Raw genomic sequence first — 17,494 nt, forward strand, 5'->3', positions numbered from 1 at the left:
AATTTTAATAGAGAAAACACTTCTGATAAAGAAGATCAATCATCTATTGCGTAACCTTTCAATCTACTATAAGAGAACGACATTTCTCTATTTAGAGCATGCGCATAGCCTTAAGATAAACGCAAGATATAGACCAGCCGATCAGAAAGTGCGACAGCTAGCTTCTTCTGCTCAGTAAGATAGGCTGCCGCCACAGGTATACCTGGCAGTGCGATGGTTTGGCTCTGTATCTGCCCTTGCGGAGAACGCGTTGCCCAGCAGTGGAGCAATCCATCGAGTGAGATAGCCGCGCACCAGCTCCCATCAGCGGCCCAAAATAATCCCTTCACTTCACCTTGAGGACCAGTACATTCCGCCAATAGTTCGCCAGTTCGACTATTCCATAGGCAGATACGAAGATCTTGCGGGCCTGCATAGGAAGCAAGCAGAGATCCATCAGGACTCCAGGCAAGCGCGCGAATCTCGTCAGTATGGGCACGACATGTTGCCTGGCGCGCCCCATTTGATGCACGCCAGATGTGAATAAGATGATCTTCTCCACCAGAAGCCACAAGTCGATTATCAGGCAACCATTCAACGGCGGTAATCCCGCCTGGGGCATGAGCACGCCAGCCACCGATATTCTTTCCTGTCGATGCATCCCAGAAACGCAGGTAGCCATCGTCCCCACCGGTCAATAAACGCGCGGCATCAGCTGACCAACTCAAGGCTGAACAACGGCCCTCATGGGCATGCCAGCCACTACGTGGAGTCGTTAATGACGACATATCATAAGGATTATTCCAGAGCCGAACCATACCTGTCGTCGTCGTCGTTGCCACTGTCATATTATCTGATGACCAATGTACAGACAACATGTGCCCTTCCTTTTCGAGTACGGTCTTGATTGGCACCCCCCCACGCTGGTTGATGCGCCAGAAGTGCAAACTCTGCTTTACTAGAGAGACCATATTATTTCCACTGGCCGCCCAACACAATCCTTCAACAGGCGCGCTGTGACCAGCCAGTCGGCATAAGGACTCCACTTGCTGCGGCATAGCAAATTCTACGCGTGGCAGGGGCAGTGATGGCATTTTTGGCATGAGCCGCTGATCCAGATTGAGATTCTGGCTATTCACGCCTAAAGAAGTCTCCTCTAAGCTTGCGGAGGAAATAGATAGATTTAGAGCACTTTGCAGGGCAACAAAAAAGGACTCAAGTGTATAAAAACGATGCTCGGGCAACGGGGCCAGCGCCAATTCTAATACTTGATCGAGTTGGTGCGGCAGGTCAGGACGGGTAAAGCTAAGTGGCACATATGGCTCCTGACCAGCCATACTCCCAGGAAAAGGATGCTTTCCACTCAACAAACGATATATTAAGAGGGCCAGCTCATATTGATCAGTGGCCGGTTCTTTGCGGGCCAATAATTGCTCGGGAGCTAGCACCGCCGTAACGGCACGCTGCTTATCCATAAAAATAGGTGAAGCATAGAAGAAATCAGCCACCTGGATGGTTTTAGGTGTAGTAATCAAACAATTTTCGGGTTTAAGACGTCCATGCACGATATTATGAGCATGTGCATAATTAAGCGCATCCACAATCTGTCGTACAAAGGAAAGAAGTATCGGAAGCGCCAGATGGCTTTCCGATCCTACAAAACGAGCAAGTGAACCACGCTCCTCAAAAGGTGAGAGCAGAAACAATTGCTTTCCATATCCTGTCCAGCCCACCTTTATCAACGGGTGAATGGCTGGATGCTGCATCGAAAAAATGTTTTTCAGCTGCACAAGCGCCTGTGGATTTGCTTGCTTGATAACTCTGACCAACATTCCCGAGCGACCAGAAAACAAATCATTACGGTTGGTCGCCAGATATAAATCAAAGAGCTCTCCTTGCCGCAACAGGACAGACACTTGCCAGCTATCAATCAAAGCACCGGCAACTAAAAATCCACATGCAGGTACAGCACAAACAAGGTTTCCACGGGCTGTATCAGCGACTGGATGATGGGTCTGGGGATTTAGACAGACATTGGTTACAAGTTGAAGTTCAGCCAATGATACACTCCTTGATAAATAGATATGTAAAAAACGATAAACACTTTTCTGAAGACCCTGTGAATGGTATAGGTTTTCAGATCAAGTCTAATAGAACACGATAGCAAACTGCACTTGTACCTGTTATACAGACGCAGCTCAGTTATTGCTTTTAAAGCGGTTGACATTGCAGTTTATTTCTCACACATACATAATAGAGCATGGATAGATAGATAAAAATATCGCGACCCAAAAAGCGAAAACAAAGAGTTACCTCCCCAAAAGAGACATCCACATGTTATGGGAGCGTTTTGGTAGGCATCCACCGATGCTCAGAACCTGGAGGAAATAATGTCTGCACAATCAATGCACATCCAAAGAGCGATACATATGTTTACAGTTATATCCTTATGTCTGCTCATCCTTACAGCAGGATGCCACCTATTCGATAGTACGGCTGAGGCAGCCATCCCAACAGCTACTCCAACTGCGAGAAACGCACAACAGGCTTCACCAACAGCAAAAGCAAAAAACACGCCAACAGCAAAGCATACCAGTACAGCGCCAACGCAAGCCAGCGCTAATCTGAATCATCAACCCACCGGGACAATTCATCTGGCATATGATGCCAGTGCCAAAACATTAAATGTACAGGGGACCGTCAACGGACTGGCGCCCAACAGTACCCATACATTACAGATCGCGTCAGACACATGTGCTAATCCTAAACCAACCACGGGCCAATATACCTTACCTGCCATCAAAGCTGATACAAATGGGCACGCCACTTTCAATACCACTTTCAAAAATGTCACTGGAGGCATTCAAGCGTCTGGCCTGGCGATCAATGTACTGAGTAATCATAAAACAGGCAACCGAACCGAACAAGTGAGTATCGCCTGTAAAAATATTAATAATACGCATAGGAGCACCAATCTACAATTTTCGTTAGGACCGACTGCGGCCCCCAATGAGAAAGCCACAGGCAAGGTTCAACTAGGCGTCAAAAATAACTCGACAACCGTTCAAATAAGTGCCAGAGAACTGCTTCCTAATAGTAGCCATGCCGCAACGATACGCATGGGAACCTGCCAACAACCCGGTAAGGTGATCTATGATTTAAAGAATATCAAAGCCGATAGCAATGGAAATATCCATCAATCCACCACCTTTAAGAATGCTTCCAACCTCCCCTCAAGCAATATGGCGGTCTTCATTCTAGCAAATCCAACAAACACAACCACCAAACAGGATAGTAACGATCTCATCATGTGTGGCAATCTTCGTATGACACAATAAAGCAACAACAGAGCGCTATAGCGTAAAGGATACTTGCCTGTGTACTGTGTACAGCGGTGTCAGAATTGCTACACTAATGACATGTCACATGCATATACAAGAATATTTATATACTATTGCACTTCAGAAAGATTGGATAAGGTAGGATTACGTTTCTTAAAATTCCATGTTGGAAGCACAAACATAATTGCATATAGAATATTAAGAATAATTGTAAGAGGAACACTCACAAAAGCCACCCCCAAGGCTACAAGATAAAAAACAGGCCCAAGCTGATACTGTGCTGTAATTCGTTGAATACCCACATGATCCATATGTCCTCCCAGCAACTTATTCTCATGTGAAGCATACAGCCATAACATGGTAAAAAAACAAGCCATACATAAAAATGTACCAGTATACAGAGCGGCCGCAACATTATTACTCTGTGGATTAGTAAGAAATTCAGCTAATAAAGCAGTAGGGACAGGAATAAAAACAATTACAAGTAAAAGGGCAAGATTCAAAACTAATAAACCAGTATCAACTTTTTTGATATGGGTAAACAAACGGTGATGATTAATCCACATTACACCAATGGTAGCAAAGCTGATGACAAATGCTAACAGAGTCGGCCATTGAATAGCTACAGCATCCCATAAGGTTTGCCCTTTTGATGGGGTGAAATGGATATCAAGTACCAGGAGGGTACTTGCAATTGCAAACACACCATCACTAAATGCCTCCACTCTTCCCGTCTCTTTTGTAATCTCGTCTATACTGTTTTCCATATACATTACTCCTACCTGGAATATTCCTATTACTCTGACTGCCTTGATATGAAAAGCAGGGGTGCAGGAGATGCAATCCCCTGACTAGTTTTTGAGCTGTGCCCTGGCCTCTCCCGCCACCCGCCCGCTTAGCGCGCCAACCTTTCAAATGAAGCCAGTCAGAACACTATGCTATTCATTCCTGATAAATTTGTATCACGAGTAATAAAGTTTTATTGGCAAGAAGAGAAACTATACCAGAGGTTGCCCACCTCATTTTCCATATTATAACATCTAAAACATCTTTGTCCCATAACGGACGTATGCTATTTTTCATTCGTCATTTCTTACTCAAGATGGGAGCAGTGAAAGACATATACACACTTATTAATACAGAATTAATAGACGTAATAGGAAAGAATATGATACATTTTGCTATGCAGACACAATTATCTTTCTGGCACTGAGTGGGTGATGCAATATGTATGGTAGTGTTTTATAACACAAGAAATGGATCCTCCTCAAGAAGATGGAAAGGAGATAATTGCTATGCCTGACTAACGTGTAAAAGGTGCTGTGTGGATAAAGAAAATATTGATGCTAGTCTTGGGCTGGAGTTTAGCCTTACATTATTCGAACAATATCGAAAAAACGGCCTGCTATATGCTGAAGTACATCACATGCCAGGCATTCGTGGACGGTGCAGAGCGTTCTTATATCTGGTTGAGGGGAAGGTGATACAGTGCTATATAGAAGACAAACAGGGGATACGACATAGAACAAACAAAGGTATTCTCACACGGGTGGATAATGAGCGAGGTCCTTTTGAATGGACGCTGGTGCAAAATCCTTCACCACCTTCACTACCTTCACCACATCCAGAGACAGCTATACCTCTGTACTCGGCGCAAAACACACCTATACCAAAGGTTGTTTCACCTTTAAATCTCGAATGGTTGGAAGGATGGTCTTATCAGCAAAAGTTATTATTATCCGTTGTGTACGATTTAATCGATGGTGTAACAAACATTGAGGGAATTAAGTCTAAAGCGCCTCTTCCGGCTGAAGTTACTGAAGAGGCACTGCGCGTCCTGCTCACAATGAAGTTCATTATCATACTTGTGTAAAAGTAGAAGGGAAGCTCAGTTATGACACAACAATTATCTTCAGAAACACCTCTTCCAAAGCATAATTGGTCGCCTGAACAGGTGGAAAAAAATGATGCTATGCCCCAAAACTCCATAGTGCAATGGTGGTATACCACCACATCCATACCCGAAGTATCGCCTGATGCCAGCTTTTTCAAGCGCGAGACAGTTCGTAAATCGCACCTTCTGAGTACAGTGCTGTTTTACTATATCATTGTTTTCATAGTATTTCTCCCCTGCTGCCTGTTGTTACGCAATCCAAATATTGCCTGGGCAGTTAGTGGATTGATTATAGCGGCTGTGGTAGGGCTGATTCTCAATCGACGCGGACTGACCTCTCTAGCCTCGATCATTATTGTGATCATGTGCGAATTGGTGTTAAGCCTGGCAATTGTCATGTTGACCCCCCTGGATGAACCGAGCATCCAACTTTATGATCTCTATATCATGATTGAACTGCTAGTCGTCTCTTTATTACCTGCACGAAGTGTATTCCTGCTCGCGCTGGTAAATTCCCTCATCATTGTAGCAAGCTTAATCTATCAACCACATCTTGCCTCTATGAATCTAGACATTCAAACACAGTTGATACCTCTGCTGGTCAGGCCAATTGCACTCCAGTTCATTGTAGCGGGCGTCTCATATATATGGGTCTCCAGTACCACGAAAGCTATTGCGCGGGCAGATCGAGCTGAGATGGTTGCCACTCTTGAGCATGTTCTGGGTGATCAAAAACGCGAATTGGAAGAGGGCATCGAACATATTCTACAAACGCATGTTGCAATCGCCAATGGCAATCTCAACGCTCGCGCACCACTAACTCAGGATAACGCACTCTGGCAGATCGCACGGGCATTGAATACCTTACTGGTTCGCTTCCAGCGAGCGGTACAGGCCGAAAGAGAATTGCAACGCGTGGAGCAGGCAGTAGCATCATGTGTCTACACGACTCAGAAAGCGGAACAGGAACATCAATTACCACGCCTCCCATTTACTCAGACAGCCATTGATCCTCTCATTGCAGCTCTGCAAGGGAAAACGTTATCTTACACTCAGATACCAACCTCCCAACAGAATAATATCCACACGCCTTTACCCTCCAAAAGCAAAATGTATTCACAAACACCACGGCCAAAACACCTGTGAGTACTCTGTAAATCTGTGCCTCACAATCAAACAATACTGTTTACATCGCTACTAGATACGAACCACAGGTAATCCTTACTTTTACAGCAAGAATTACCTGTGATATGCCATACGTATTTGGATGCGAGAAATAACAATCGAGCGCAAGGAGGAATACATTTCTAAAGGCAAATTTCAAGAGAGAGAGAAAAGAGGCAGAGAACCAAACAAGCTTCGATATTCTATTCACGACGCCAGCCACCCTCCCATTCTGACCTCATTGCTTTAAGCAGATAAACGCTGCTGTACTATTTTATCGCGACGACGTAGATAAACATCAGCGATAGCAACAATCATAATAGCCAGAGCTGGCGCTGCAAACTTTATCCAGGGCAAGGCTTCAAAAAATGTTTGTAAGCTATCATCACCAAGCAGGATATGGGATGCGGTCAAGGCTAATACCAGACAAGCAACATCCAATAACCAGGGAAGATGATCCATCAATTTAGCCAGTAGCGAGCTTCCAAGCAATAATATACCAATACTGAGAATTAAACCGATCACCAGAAATAATATATTCCCTTCAGCTAATGCGCCCACAGCCAATACATTATCTAAACTCATGGTCGCATCGGCAACAAGGATGGTAGTCAGCGCAGTCCAAAAACTGCCCGCACCTCTTCGGGTTAATTCCTCCTGTTCTTGCAGTCGCTCCTGGTTGGATTTTCGCGCTTCTTTACTCCGATCCAGCAGCAGCCTGATAGCAATATATAGTAGAATAATGCCACCAAAAACACCGAGATAGGGGATTTGTAACAGGATGGTTGCAACAATTGCAAAAAGAATACGCAACACAATTGCTCCCCCCCCGCCACACATAATTGCCCAATAACGCTGCTGGCGTGGCAAACCGGCGGCCGCCGCACCAATAACTAAAGCGTTATCTCCACTTAAAACAAGATCTGATAATACAATGCCACCAATAGCAGTCACCCACTGAAGCATCCAATTCACTCCTTACACAATGACAATTACGTTACCCCTGCATCTTGCACGCTACGAACAACACATCCGCTTCATTCTTCTAAAGCAAACGGCCATTATTATTTTAAATGAGAATGATAAAAAAGAGCATAGGGGTGCCGCACCCCAACAGCATGGGATAAATGGTTAAACGTAACCAGGAAAGAAATATCAAATCAAAAAAAGGAGCGATACACGTATATATGTATCGCTCCCTTTATAAAAACATGATCAAACCGTGGTAGGTACATTCGTCGTACTAAACAAAGCATCAAGAGTATGCTTTCGTACACGATAGCCACAGCGCTTACCGCTATGTGGAAGCGCTACCGCTTCTAGAGCGCCAGATTTGATCCAACGACGCACAGTAGTATCATCTACACGCAAATGACGCGCTACTTCACGAACCGTCAACAAATCTCCCCCTGCCTCATTCTCATTCATTCCCCGCTCCTCTTCCATTCCTTCTTGTTTGTGTCGGGCCATTTTTGAACTCCTTTAGCACATCACAAATAGCATGTTACACTACATGCGTGTGCACGACTATGCATACACATGCTACCGAAATTGAACTGTATTTTTTAAACTAATAAGTGTTGAAATCCTTCAGGATAGCTCTACACCATTAGTGTCCACCATAAGCACTTCCAGTGCTACTACAGATCAATTTATAGAATAAAGACGTTGAATAGAATGCTTTAGGGTAAAGAATCACTACTCATTATACATCGACATAAGAGATGATGAAAAATCGACAAGCTTAAAGCAGTACATCTGTGTTGGCAAGACAGTGCAACATCGAGGAAGTCATAATAGACCATACGCCCCTTGCTAGCGGTAACTTCCACAGTGAACGCGTCTCAATAGCCAAAACGCAACATCCTTTAAGATGAAGCAGAGCGACGTGTAAGGAGGTAAGAGATTATACAGTGCGATCCGAAACACAACACTTACTATCTTTATCCAGAGTAAGATATCGCACGCTGTGAGGAAAGTTGGATAGTTCACGCAGCCCTTTAAAAAAAGGGAACAGCCCCATTAGATTGCCGTTGCGGAATGATCCAAAAGTTCTGTCTGCTATCCCTCTAGCTATAAAATATGGTATACCAATAAGGTGCTAAGAGAAGAACTGTTCTATAGCACAGGAAGATTCGTGGAGTGAAGTATATAAAGAGCGCCATCAAGGCAATAAACGTAAACAAAGAAGCATTATCGTTTCGATACAAACCGTTACGTACTCGTCCATCGTATCTCTGGTATAATTCAAAATACACTGGAAAGTACCATCATCATGAATACATCAGCACATATAACTATTCAAGAAATTACTAACCGCGAGCAATGGAATACATTCGTCAGTCAGCAGCAGTATGTGCATCTTATGCAATCGTACGAATGGGGAGAGCTCAATCAATATTTAGGCGCACATGTTTATCGTCTTGGTGCGCTCATTGATGATCAGTTAATTGGCGTGATGCAATTGCATGTCGTGGGCATTCCATTGCCAGTCGTACATCTCAATTATCTCTATTGCATCCGTGGCCCTGTCCTTGAAGATCCTAATTCGCCAGCCCTGGCCGCGCTGGTTCAACATGCGCAAGGAATCGCAAAAAAAGAGCATGCTGTTGTGTTGCGTATCGACCCCAACATTCCTGATGACGATCAACGGGCAGAAGAGTGGCTTCAGGCCTTTCAGAAACTTGGTTTCAGGACCAATACGCATACGGGTGTTTCACGTCGTAGCTGGGTTCTGGATGTACGCCCCAGCACGGAGACGCTACTGGCTAATTTTAAAATGACCTGGCGTCAAAACGTACGTGTATCACAACGCAAAGGGGTTACGATCCGTGAAGCCAATACAGACGCGGATTTTGATGCCTACTATAATATCCTTACGACCACTGGTGAGCGTGACGATTTCTTTATCCACAGCAAAGAATATCATAAAGAAATGTATACCCGTTACAAGAAGCAAGGACAAGCTGTGCTGCTGCTGGCAGAACACGAGGGCGAGGCACTTGCCACAAAGATGTTAATCAAAGTAGGCGATTGGTGCTGGGATATGTTTGGTGGTTCGTCCAATCATAAGCGCAATTTAAAAGCCACCTACCTGATCCAATATCATTGTTTCCTCTGGGCAAAAGAGAATGGATGTAGCTTTTTCGATTTTCGTGCTATTCCAAATATCCTCAAGCCAGGAGAAGAGATGTGGGGGGTTTACGAGTTTAAAAAGGGCTTTGATGGATATTCACGTTTAGTAATCAATACGCAGGATTACATCTATAATCCAGTGCTCTATAAAGCCTGGAATAAAATGATTGATATCCGCCGTGCACGTCGCAACAAAGAACGCTCACAGCTTGAGCTTGAACGCGTAGCGAGAGGACAACAGCAATCCAAGGCTGCACCTGCCACACAGACCGCTGCGCCAGCGCTTGAAGAGCAAAGCACAGTGGAAAGCAAAAAATAAGATCTTTGCCACACAGACAGGGCTACCTCCCAGATGATATCGTTTTCATCTTTCTGGGAGGTAGCCCTGTCCTGTTATTTGCTACCATGAAGCTGATGATACAATGCTTGTAAGATTTTCTGTATATGAGATAAAATTTCATGCACCGCGCCTGAATGTAATGTATAATGTCACTTGAATTACTTTATATAATTTCATTTTATTGTGACCTGTAGCTCTCAGGGAACACGCTAGCCAGATTGGTTATCGGTGCACAGGCAAAATAGGGAAAAATATAAGTAGGATAGAATTATGTCTTATCATTCGGCGCAGCAACCAGAAAAGGATTTCGTGGAAAACGCTTCAGGCAAAATCCAGGCAGCACAAAATCCACCTCCAGACACTCGAGCACTGACAACGCTTCCCAAACAGTCACTTCAATCACAAACGGGCTCATCCCCAGGAACACGAAAATTTGAAAAATTTGAAAAATTTGCATTTCTGGGCGTACTGATACTGGCAGCGATAGTGCGTATCTGGCAGTTAAATAGCCAGCCCCTACAAGCCTATGAGCGTATTCATAGTACCTATGCGCAACTCTTTCTGCATGACAATCTGCAACATTGGCAACAATGCGCAGGGACCGCTGCTCCTACCTGTTACCATTATAATCCAGCTTTTCATGGTCCCATATCATATATGATCGAGGCTGGTATCTATCAAATAACACAATGGCTGTCCACACCAGTCAATAACACTTCGCTACGCCTGGCAAGCGCTCTCATGGGCATTATGCTGGTGGGTCTGCCGTATTTCTTACGCTCTAGCCTGGGAAGATTGCCGGCATGGATAGCCAGTCTTTTACTAGCGCTCTCACCAAGCGTGGTGTACTTCTCTCGTGTAGCGCGTGAGGATATATTTGTAAGTGCTTTTAGCTTATTACTGATTGTTGCGACAGTACGTTATCGTCAGACCCATAAACTCTATTGGATGTTGCTATCAGTCAGTGCGCTAGTATTAGCCTACGCATCGAAAGAGACAACACTGCTTGTGATGTTTCTGGGTATCAGCTTTGGAGGTGCGCTTGTTATCTGGGAAAGCAGTAATCGCTGGTATATACGATCCCAACCGCTATCCACAAGGACAAATCTCGCGCGCTGGCTACCCGGGACCGGGGCTCCCTATCTACTTGGCATGTATATCATCGGGTTGGGAATAGCTATCAGGATACTGCTTGGTTGGTTAATTAGCATCGGACAGGCGATAAACAAACATCCAACAGCTACAAGCGATACGCTTAAACAGCTTAACGCGCGTACAGATTTCTTGCTACCATGGTTAGGTGCTTGCCTGGCGCTGGTCGCTCTGCTCTTACTTTTTCACGAATACCTCGGGCACATCAAAGAAGGACCTGCAACATTTGTACGCAGGATCGATCCAGAGCGGCAGCCAATTCTGAATATGCTGGCACATACAACCTGGATATACTGGTTTCTTAGCCTGGTCTGGGGTAGTATCCTTTTCATAATCCTCTTCACTGCACTATTCAGCAATCTCCATGCTGGAATTGGAGATGGAATCTGGCGCGCCACCGCCTACTGGCTAGGACAACTACAAGCGACCCATACGACCCAACCCTGGTACTACTATCTGCAGTCAATGCAACTAGTTGAGCAGATCAGCTTGCTACTGGCCCTTATGGGCATTCTATATAGCCTGCGCTATCCAACCTATCTACGTCTCTGGCTCAGTTACTGGTTTCTAGGCACAGCAATTTTCTACTCATGGATTGGAGAAAAGGGCCCCTGGCTCCAACTTCAGATCCTTCTCCCCATGCTCCTATTGTCAGCACTAGGAATTGAATTAATAGTGAGAAGCTATATCCAGCTACGCAAAAACAAGCGACACATAGAACAAGTTGGCAGCATTATTTCTATTGAAGAAGCAATAGATAATGCAACAAATAATGAATAAGAAAGTTGCTTGCTTGTGTGCAAACATTCGCGTACCTATGCCCTTGTTATTATATGGTACAGAAAATGGATCAGCTATTTTCTGTACCATATAATAACTCCTTCTGAGTGTCCCTGGCGCGAAAAATCATAAGTAAGAGAGTGACATGGGAGACCGATTCATCTCGACAAATTTTGCGCTTAAGGTGCAGCCAGAATATTATTTAGCAGCTTTGAGAGTATTGAGCGCCTCTTCAATGTGCTTTTCAACAGCGAATTGCGATGAGAAGATATGCCGTACAATACCCTCTTTATCAATCACATAGGTAACACGACCAGGCAAGAGACCAAAGGTAGGGGGCACTCCAAATAATTTACGCGCCACCCCTCTGGGATCGCTTAAAAGAATAAAAGGTAAATGATATTTAGTAGAAAATTTTTGATGGGCGGCGACGCTATCCGAGCTAATACCGAGAACTTCCGCGCCTGCATGCTTGAAAACTTCATAGCTATCACGAAAAGCACAAGCCTCGGTGGTACAACCCGGGGTATCATCCTTGGGATAAAAATAGAGAACGATTGCTTTTTCGCCCAGATAATCCTTTAAGCTGACAGACGTACCGGTTTGGGTGGACAATGTAAAATCAGGGGCTTTATCTCCTACATTGATTTTGGCGGCTGTTGGTGAGGCCATCTTGATAGAACTCCTTTTCGGCAGAGCATATTTACTTAAGAGATGCTTGTATTCTCTACTTCAGGTAATGCAATCACAAACATCTAAACAATAACTATGGTAGCACATCTTCATAGAATAAATCATAGATGCGTATATATAGAGACACAGTATTGCTTGCTTTTCGCACTGTAAAGCAAACAATACTGTAGTGAAAAAAGCGACAGAGCTATCCACAGGTACTCACTATTTGATGATCTGAAATACCCGCTCAAGCTGACTTATACGCTGTGCCAGCATAAAATCTTTTTCACTAATACCACCCGCTGAATGAGTAGCAACGCGCAAGATAACAGTATCATAAGTAATTGTTATATCGGGATGGTGCTGCTCGGATTCAGCCAGCAAGGCAACGGCATCAACAAAAAGAACGGCCTGCGGAAAAGATGTCAGCGAGAAGGTACACTCTAATTCACCACGATTGAGTTTCCAGGTAGGAATCTGCAAAAGCCGCGCGCGTACCTCTTCATCACTCAATTTTGTAACCAAAGATGTCATCATGCAACTCCTTTCTACAAGAATTATAGACACGAGACAAAATATACATCACGCTGGCAATCAACTATGCGTAGTAGCCGGGAAGGTGCTGTAATCGCGCAGCGAGACAATCTTACCTGGCTGTGCCCAGGCGACACCAAGCTCGCTGAATAGTTTTTCCTGTATAAATGCTGTATCGATAAGATTATCAATACCCTGGATCATGGTTTTAATCGAATCTTGATCAGGAACGCGGCGTATCAAGCTGGCATCAATCTGATGAATGGTAGATGATTCATGTGCATGAACTCCTCTACTAAAAAAGAAAACGTCTTCTATAGAAAGGATACGTCACATATCTACACTTCGTCTAGCGTAAATGTGATGTTTAAGCCTGAACGACAAAAGGTGAGGCAACAGTAGGATACTTTTATGAAGATAGATGACTGGTGTCATTGCAATAGATCAATTGCGCAACATCCAATGTAAGGTGCAACTCAGTCAGACTGGCAGGGTCCAGACGCAGGCTACGGCTTGCGGTCAATGACATATTGAGGACCTGTCCCAGGAAGAGCCGCAGGGTCGATTTATGGCTCACAACCACCAGAGTTTTACCTGCATATTGGTGTAAGAGATCAACCATACAGGGCATCACACGCGCGATAACGGCTTGTTGAGACTCACCATCGGGCATCTGTACCATCCATGAACCTCGTTCCCACAAAGCTAATTCTTTAGGACAATGTTCAGCTAAATCCTGACGTGAGCGTGTTTCCCAGAGGCCAAAACTCATCTCGCGTAAAGACGTACATTCCTGAGCTTTTAATTCCAAGGCCTGCGCGATAGGGGCTGCAGTTTCACGAGCTCGCCCTTGAGTACTACAATACAAGGCATCAACTGTTTGAGAATGCAAGCGCGTAGCCAGCTTTTGAGCCTGAATACGTCCTTCAGCTGTCAAAGGGACCTCAGTCACGCCACAAAAGGCATCCTCTCGGCTCTGTTCTGTCTGTCCATGGCGCACCAGTAAAAGGCGTGTTGTCAATTCTGATTGTGAAGTCATTTTTCTCCTCCACTTACCAATCAAGCAAGCATATTAACAAGGTTTAATCACCGCAGGATTCGCACAGGCACGCAAAGATTCCCCACGCACAAAACGTCCAACTTCCTCAGCGGTCCAGCGGGCAGTTCGGTGAGCGACCTCTCTGGAGGAACCAGCCAGATGGGACGTTACAATCACCTGCGGAAAACGCAATAGTGGGTTATCGGCTGTCAATGGCTCATGCTCAAACACATCCAGAGCTGCGCCTGACAGTTGGCCCGTCGCCAATGCCTCAACCAGATCATCTGTTTTGATTAACTTGCCACGAGCAGTGTTTACAAGATAAGCACCGCGCTTCATCATTGACAGTGTTTCTCGATTAACGATGCCACGCGTTTCAGGGGTCAGACGCATATGCAAGCTCAAAATATCCGCTTCAGCCAGGAAACGTTTGAAATCATGCATTTTTTCAACACCAACCTCACGCGCCTCTACACTATCAATATAAGGATCATAGGTAATGATACACATACTAAAATTACGCAACAGACGCGCCACACGAACACCAATTTGCCCCATCCCAAACAAACCAAGGGTGTGGCCGATCAGCTCGGTGCCAGCTTGATCATAAGCATAGAGATGACCAGACCAGGTAGCGTTTTGCCTGAGTGCCGCATCACTTTCTACAATATGTCTCTGACCGGCGATAATTAAACCAATCGTATATTCTGCCACAGCTTGAGCATTACGTCCGGGTACAAAGGCCACAGAAATACCACATTCCGTAGCAGCCTGTAGATTGATATTCACCGGTCCACCGCGACTACAACTGATCATTCTCAGATCTGGCGCTGCCTGCAACAAAGCGGCAGTCACAGGAGCCACATGCGTCACCAGAATCTGTACCCCTGGCATCAAATGTATCAACTGCTTTTCATCACCCACCCATTCCTGTATCTCATCCGACTCACAATACGGCACATCAGGCCAGCCGCTACTGTTCGTGATATATTCATGGCCCTCACCCAATTCTTCACGTAAAGCAGCCACAAAAAACTCAGGCTTCATAAAAGCATCACCTGCACAGAGGATACGCATAGCCAGACTTCCCTTCTGCCTGTTACTCATACAAAACAGACTGATCAACGCGCTAAAAAACACTACTTACTTAACTATAAGAAACGAGGAAAGAAAAGAAACACCTCCCACAATCTACTCTAATCAGTACACGATATTCGGACATACAAAGGTGATAGTGCCGTAGCTCACTGTCCAAAAAAAGAGGAAGCGACACATAATGAATGATTATTACGGTGTGTCGCTAAAGCAAAGAGGAGAATAAACAGATACTATGCCAACCAGGCAGGCAGGGAAGCGCGGATTTCAGGATGATTGATCAATCCACCCAGATAACCAATATAAATAAATACACCAACACTGATGATCAGAAGCGCCATCACCAGGATCTGGAAATATAATGGAAGAGCTGGTTTGCGCGTATAAAAAAGTACCCCAAAGACTGAAATCGCGCCAGTAATAAACATCAGGATCAGGCCAATACGAGCCATAGCTTCATGGTCGTGCACCATTGAGATAGAAATGTGGGTAAAGCTCTCCAGCACCCTGGTAGCTCCGTCTCCTGATAAGTAAGCAAGCGCAGTAAATAATGCCACCACAATCAAGAACCAGAGCGAAAGCTTCTGTAAGAAACTATTTTTAAAAATTAAAGCAATAGCAAACATAACGGCAACGCCTATTGAACCAATAATTGGGAAATGATTCACTAATAGATGTATGTGTGCCATGTTCATATTCATAAGATGATACTCTCTCCGTTTATGGTTATAAAAAACTTCGTCAGAAAAAAAACTCTGTCAGCAAGCGACCTTACTGATTGCATGGTACATAGTATGGGAGAGCTTGATTAAAGGAAAATGAAAAGGGAGAAAGATGGGCGTGTAATCTAGTACCATCAAGTACTCAGACCTATTTTAGGAAGGGCGCTCGAAAAGGGGTTGACAGAAGCGCAAGGATGTAGTAGTATGTCCACATCGAGAACACCTGTCTGTGCAGGTGAGCCGGTGACACTAGCGAAGAGGGTACACCCGTTCCCATCCCGAACACGGTAGTTAAGCTCTTCCTCCCCGATGATACTCCGTGGGCAACTGCGTGGGAAAATAGGAAGTCGCCGTCTCACCCGCCCACACGGGTGTTTTTTGTTGCGCACGAAAGATCCTCATCATTAGAATATTATATTTCTAATATATTGTATTTCCACAAAATGTTTACAAGAATGATGGCTTGCTTTTTAATTATTCATCCTCTCTTGCAAGACCGGAGAATACTCTTATCTGGTATAATATATTGTGAACAAACAATGATACTATTATTACCTCTTATCTCATCCATTAAAATTGATAATTAGGAGTGCTTTACATGATATTTGAAATCGATCCTTTGCATAGTGTGGTCGAATTCGCTGTCAGGCACCTGATGATTAGCGTTGTCAAAGGACGCTTTTCGGACGTGCACGGCTCTATCGAGCTGGACACGCAACATCCAGAACGTTCCTGGGTAAAAGCTCAGGTTAAAACCGACAGTATTTATACAGGTTCCACTCGGCGCGATGCCCACCTGCGCTCCTCCGATTTCTTCGATGTTTACAGATATCCCATGCTTACATTTGAGAGCACACAAATGAAGCAGGTAGACCAGAATCATTGTATCCTGAATGGGGATCTCTTACTCCATGGAGTAAAGAAAACCGTGGCGTTCCAGGTAGCCTACACAGGCCAGAATCGAGATCCTCTGACCAACACCTGGAGGATTGGCTTATCAGCGACAACGATCATTGATCGGCGCGACTTTAACATGCAATTCAATCAAATCACGGATGGTATATCCCTGGTAGGAAACGAAACACGCCTCGAAATATTTACAGAAGCAATACAAATGCTATAGAGATGCACATATAATCACACCAGATGCAGCTAGATTGTGAGAAAGTAAAATTATGGAAGCAGGAAATGGGCATAAAGAAAGGCTAGAAGCGGGTTTATCCCATTGCTTCTAGCCTTCTCTGATGAATGGAGACGAGGAGATTCGAACTCCTGACCTCCGCCGTGCAAAGGCGGCGCTCTACCAGCTAAGCTACGTCCCCAGGTGAACCACTGAAACGTGCATTTCCTCAATTTTGCCGAGCGCTTTCCTGTCAGCTTTGTTGAAGCAGACGACGCGCCATCCATTGTAGAGCCACGATGAAGATACAAACGTGTGAAACAAGCCGTACGATCATTAGGGCGGCTTCGCTGCACCTGTTACCAGGCTTGCACGTGCCGTCTATCAACCAGGTGTTCTGCCTGGGATCTTGATCTCACGAAGAGATGGGAAAACTTATCTTGGGTGCGGCTTCGCGCTTAGATGCCTTCAGCGCTTATCCCTTCTCGACATAGCTATCCAGCTCTGGCCCGGGCGGGCCAACT

16 protein-coding genes, 1 tRNA gene and 2 rRNA genes are annotated in these 17,494 nt (G+C 44.9%); 7 read left to right on the forward strand and 12 right to left on the reverse strand.

All coding sequences use genetic code 11. The features are described 5' to 3' along the window. Nucleotides 1-110: 110 nt before the first annotated feature. Nucleotides 111-2,039, reverse strand: coding sequence for a protein kinase family protein (locus tag F1593_RS15075; protein ID WP_149402390.1), 1,929 nt, complete (start codon nt 2,037-2,039; stop codon nt 111-113). A gap of 369 nt (nt 2,040-2,408) precedes the next feature. On the opposite strand from F1593_RS15075, the gene F1593_RS15080 reads away from it, so the two are divergent. Further along, the gene (locus tag F1593_RS15080; RefSeq protein WP_149402391.1) at nt 2,409-3,317 is read left to right on the forward strand and encodes a hypothetical protein; all 909 of its coding nucleotides are present in this window, start codon (nt 2,409-2,411) and stop codon (nt 3,315-3,317) included. A gap of 113 nt (nt 3,318-3,430) precedes the next feature. On the opposite strand, the gene F1593_RS15085 is transcribed toward F1593_RS15080, so the two are convergent. Beyond that, nucleotides 3,431-4,087: a TMEM175 family protein gene (locus tag F1593_RS15085; protein WP_149402392.1), complete on the reverse strand. Its 657-nt coding sequence runs from the start codon at nt 4,085-4,087 to the stop codon at nt 3,431-3,433. Nucleotides 4,088-4,644: 557 nt separating this feature from the next. Between F1593_RS15085 and F1593_RS15090 the strand changes: the two genes are divergently transcribed. Beyond that, nucleotides 4,645-5,193, forward strand: a complete 549-nt coding sequence (locus F1593_RS15090) for a hypothetical protein (RefSeq protein ID WP_149402393.1) — start codon at nt 4,645-4,647, stop codon at nt 5,191-5,193. 21 nt (nt 5,194-5,214) lie between these two features. After that, entirely contained in the window at nt 5,215-6,360 is a 1,146-nt protein-coding gene (locus F1593_RS15095) for a methyl-accepting chemotaxis protein (protein WP_149402394.1), read from the forward strand. A gap of 264 nt (nt 6,361-6,624) precedes the next feature. On the opposite strand, the gene F1593_RS15100 is transcribed toward F1593_RS15095, so the two are convergent. Together F1593_RS15100 and F1593_RS15105 are read right to left on the reverse strand one after the other, a co-directional pair. Further along, complete coding sequence (locus tag F1593_RS15100; RefSeq protein WP_149402395.1) at nt 6,625-7,344, reverse strand: YjbE family putative metal transport protein; 720 nt, start codon at nt 7,342-7,344, stop codon at nt 6,625-6,627. Between the two features lie 249 nt (nt 7,345-7,593). Beyond that, entirely contained in the window at nt 7,594-7,848 is a 255-nt protein-coding gene (locus F1593_RS15105; protein ID WP_235932593.1) for a helix-turn-helix domain-containing protein, read from the reverse strand. Between the two features lie 805 nt (nt 7,849-8,653). Between F1593_RS15105 and F1593_RS15110 the strand changes: the two genes are divergently transcribed. Together F1593_RS15110 and F1593_RS15115 are read left to right on the forward strand one after the other, a co-directional pair. Then, entirely contained in the window at nt 8,654-9,832 is a 1,179-nt protein-coding gene (locus F1593_RS15110; RefSeq protein WP_149402396.1) for a lipid II:glycine glycyltransferase FemX, read from the forward strand. Nucleotides 9,833-10,123: 291 nt separating this feature from the next. After that, nucleotides 10,124-11,785: a glycosyltransferase family 39 protein gene (locus tag F1593_RS15115; protein WP_149402397.1), complete on the forward strand. Its 1,662-nt coding sequence runs from the start codon at nt 10,124-10,126 to the stop codon at nt 11,783-11,785. Nucleotides 11,786-11,983: 198 nt separating this feature from the next. Here F1593_RS15115 and F1593_RS15120 read toward each other — a convergent pair whose 3' ends face one another. The 6 genes from F1593_RS15120 to F1593_RS15145 form a co-directional block, all read right to left on the reverse strand. After that, nucleotides 11,984-12,457 carry a peroxiredoxin gene (locus F1593_RS15120; protein ID WP_149402398.1) on the reverse strand — a complete coding sequence of 158 codons (474 nt, stop codon included), beginning with the start codon at nt 12,455-12,457 and terminating at the stop codon, nt 11,984-11,986. Nucleotides 12,458-12,682: 225 nt separating this feature from the next. Continuing rightward, nucleotides 12,683-12,997, reverse strand: a complete 315-nt coding sequence (locus tag F1593_RS15125) for a 4a-hydroxytetrahydrobiopterin dehydratase (protein WP_149402399.1) — start codon at nt 12,995-12,997, stop codon at nt 12,683-12,685. 57 nt (nt 12,998-13,054) lie between these two features. Then, complete coding sequence (locus F1593_RS15130; protein WP_149402400.1) at nt 13,055-13,237, reverse strand: hypothetical protein; 183 nt, start codon at nt 13,235-13,237, stop codon at nt 13,055-13,057. A gap of 166 nt (nt 13,238-13,403) precedes the next feature. Beyond that, nucleotides 13,404-14,033, reverse strand: a complete 630-nt coding sequence (locus F1593_RS15135; protein ID WP_149402401.1) for a histidine phosphatase family protein — start codon at nt 14,031-14,033, stop codon at nt 13,404-13,406. Between the two features lie 33 nt (nt 14,034-14,066). Continuing rightward, complete coding sequence (locus tag F1593_RS15140; protein WP_172632137.1) at nt 14,067-15,110, reverse strand: 2-hydroxyacid dehydrogenase; 1,044 nt, start codon at nt 15,108-15,110, stop codon at nt 14,067-14,069. A 251-nt stretch (nt 15,111-15,361) separates the two neighbouring features. After that, the gene (locus F1593_RS15145) at nt 15,362-15,829 is read right to left on the reverse strand and encodes a hypothetical protein (RefSeq protein WP_149402403.1); all 468 of its coding nucleotides are present in this window, start codon (nt 15,827-15,829) and stop codon (nt 15,362-15,364) included. 260 nt (nt 15,830-16,089) lie between these two features. On the opposite strand from F1593_RS15145, the gene rrf reads away from it, so the two are divergent. Together rrf and F1593_RS15155 are read left to right on the forward strand one after the other, a co-directional pair. Further along, nucleotides 16,090-16,206 (forward strand): 5S ribosomal RNA (rrf, locus tag F1593_RS15150). A gap of 242 nt (nt 16,207-16,448) precedes the next feature. Then, entirely contained in the window at nt 16,449-16,973 is a 525-nt protein-coding gene (locus tag F1593_RS15155) for a YceI family protein (protein WP_149402404.1), read from the forward strand. A gap of 126 nt (nt 16,974-17,099) precedes the next feature. Here F1593_RS15155 and F1593_RS15160 read toward each other — a convergent pair. Continuing rightward, nucleotides 17,100-17,172: transfer RNA gene (locus F1593_RS15160), tRNA-Ala, on the reverse strand. A 114-nt stretch (nt 17,173-17,286) separates the two neighbouring features. Continuing rightward, nucleotides 17,287-17,494 (reverse strand): 23S ribosomal RNA (locus F1593_RS15165); the annotation flags it as partial.

Origin of the sequence: Dictyobacter arantiisoli, from assembly GCF_008326305.1 — a bacterium.
GTDB classification, from domain to species: Bacteria; Chloroflexota; Ktedonobacteria; order Ktedonobacterales; family Ktedonobacteraceae; genus Dictyobacter; species Dictyobacter arantiisoli.

What these genes read in the sequence shown, in the direction of transcription:
- F1593_RS15125 (WP_149402399.1), bottom strand. Translation starts at nt 12,997, where the DNA reads ATGATGACATCTTTGGTTACAAAATTGAGTGATGAAGAGGTACGCGCG.
- F1593_RS15100 (WP_149402395.1), bottom strand. Translation starts at nt 7,344, where the DNA reads ATGCTTCAGTGGGTGACTGCTATTGGTGGCATTGTATTATCAGATCTT.
- F1593_RS15110 (WP_149402396.1), top strand. Translation starts at nt 8,654, where the DNA reads ATGAATACATCAGCACATATAACTATTCAAGAAATTACTAACCGCGAG.
- F1593_RS15155 (WP_149402404.1), top strand. Translation starts at nt 16,449, where the DNA reads ATGATATTTGAAATCGATCCTTTGCATAGTGTGGTCGAATTCGCTGTC.
- F1593_RS15105 (WP_235932593.1), bottom strand. Translation starts at nt 7,848, where the DNA reads ATGGCCCGACACAAACAAGAAGGAATGGAAGAGGAGCGGGGAATGAAT.
- F1593_RS15095 (WP_149402394.1), top strand. Translation starts at nt 5,215, where the DNA reads ATGACACAACAATTATCTTCAGAAACACCTCTTCCAAAGCATAATTGG.
- F1593_RS15120 (WP_149402398.1), bottom strand. Translation starts at nt 12,457, where the DNA reads ATGGCCTCACCAACAGCCGCCAAAATCAATGTAGGAGATAAAGCCCCT.
- F1593_RS15135 (WP_149402401.1), bottom strand. Translation starts at nt 14,033, where the DNA reads ATGACTTCACAATCAGAATTGACAACACGCCTTTTACTGGTGCGCCAT.
- F1593_RS15080 (WP_149402391.1), top strand. Translation starts at nt 2,409, where the DNA reads ATGTTTACAGTTATATCCTTATGTCTGCTCATCCTTACAGCAGGATGC.
- F1593_RS15115 (WP_149402397.1), top strand. Translation starts at nt 10,124, where the DNA reads ATGTCTTATCATTCGGCGCAGCAACCAGAAAAGGATTTCGTGGAAAAC.
- F1593_RS15085 (WP_149402392.1), bottom strand. Translation starts at nt 4,087, where the DNA reads ATGGAAAACAGTATAGACGAGATTACAAAAGAGACGGGAAGAGTGGAG.
- F1593_RS15140 (WP_172632137.1), bottom strand. Translation starts at nt 15,110, where the DNA reads ATGCGTATCCTCTGTGCAGGTGATGCTTTTATGAAGCCTGAGTTTTTT.
- F1593_RS15145 (WP_149402403.1), bottom strand. Translation starts at nt 15,829, where the DNA reads ATGAATATGAACATGGCACACATACATCTATTAGTGAATCATTTCCCA.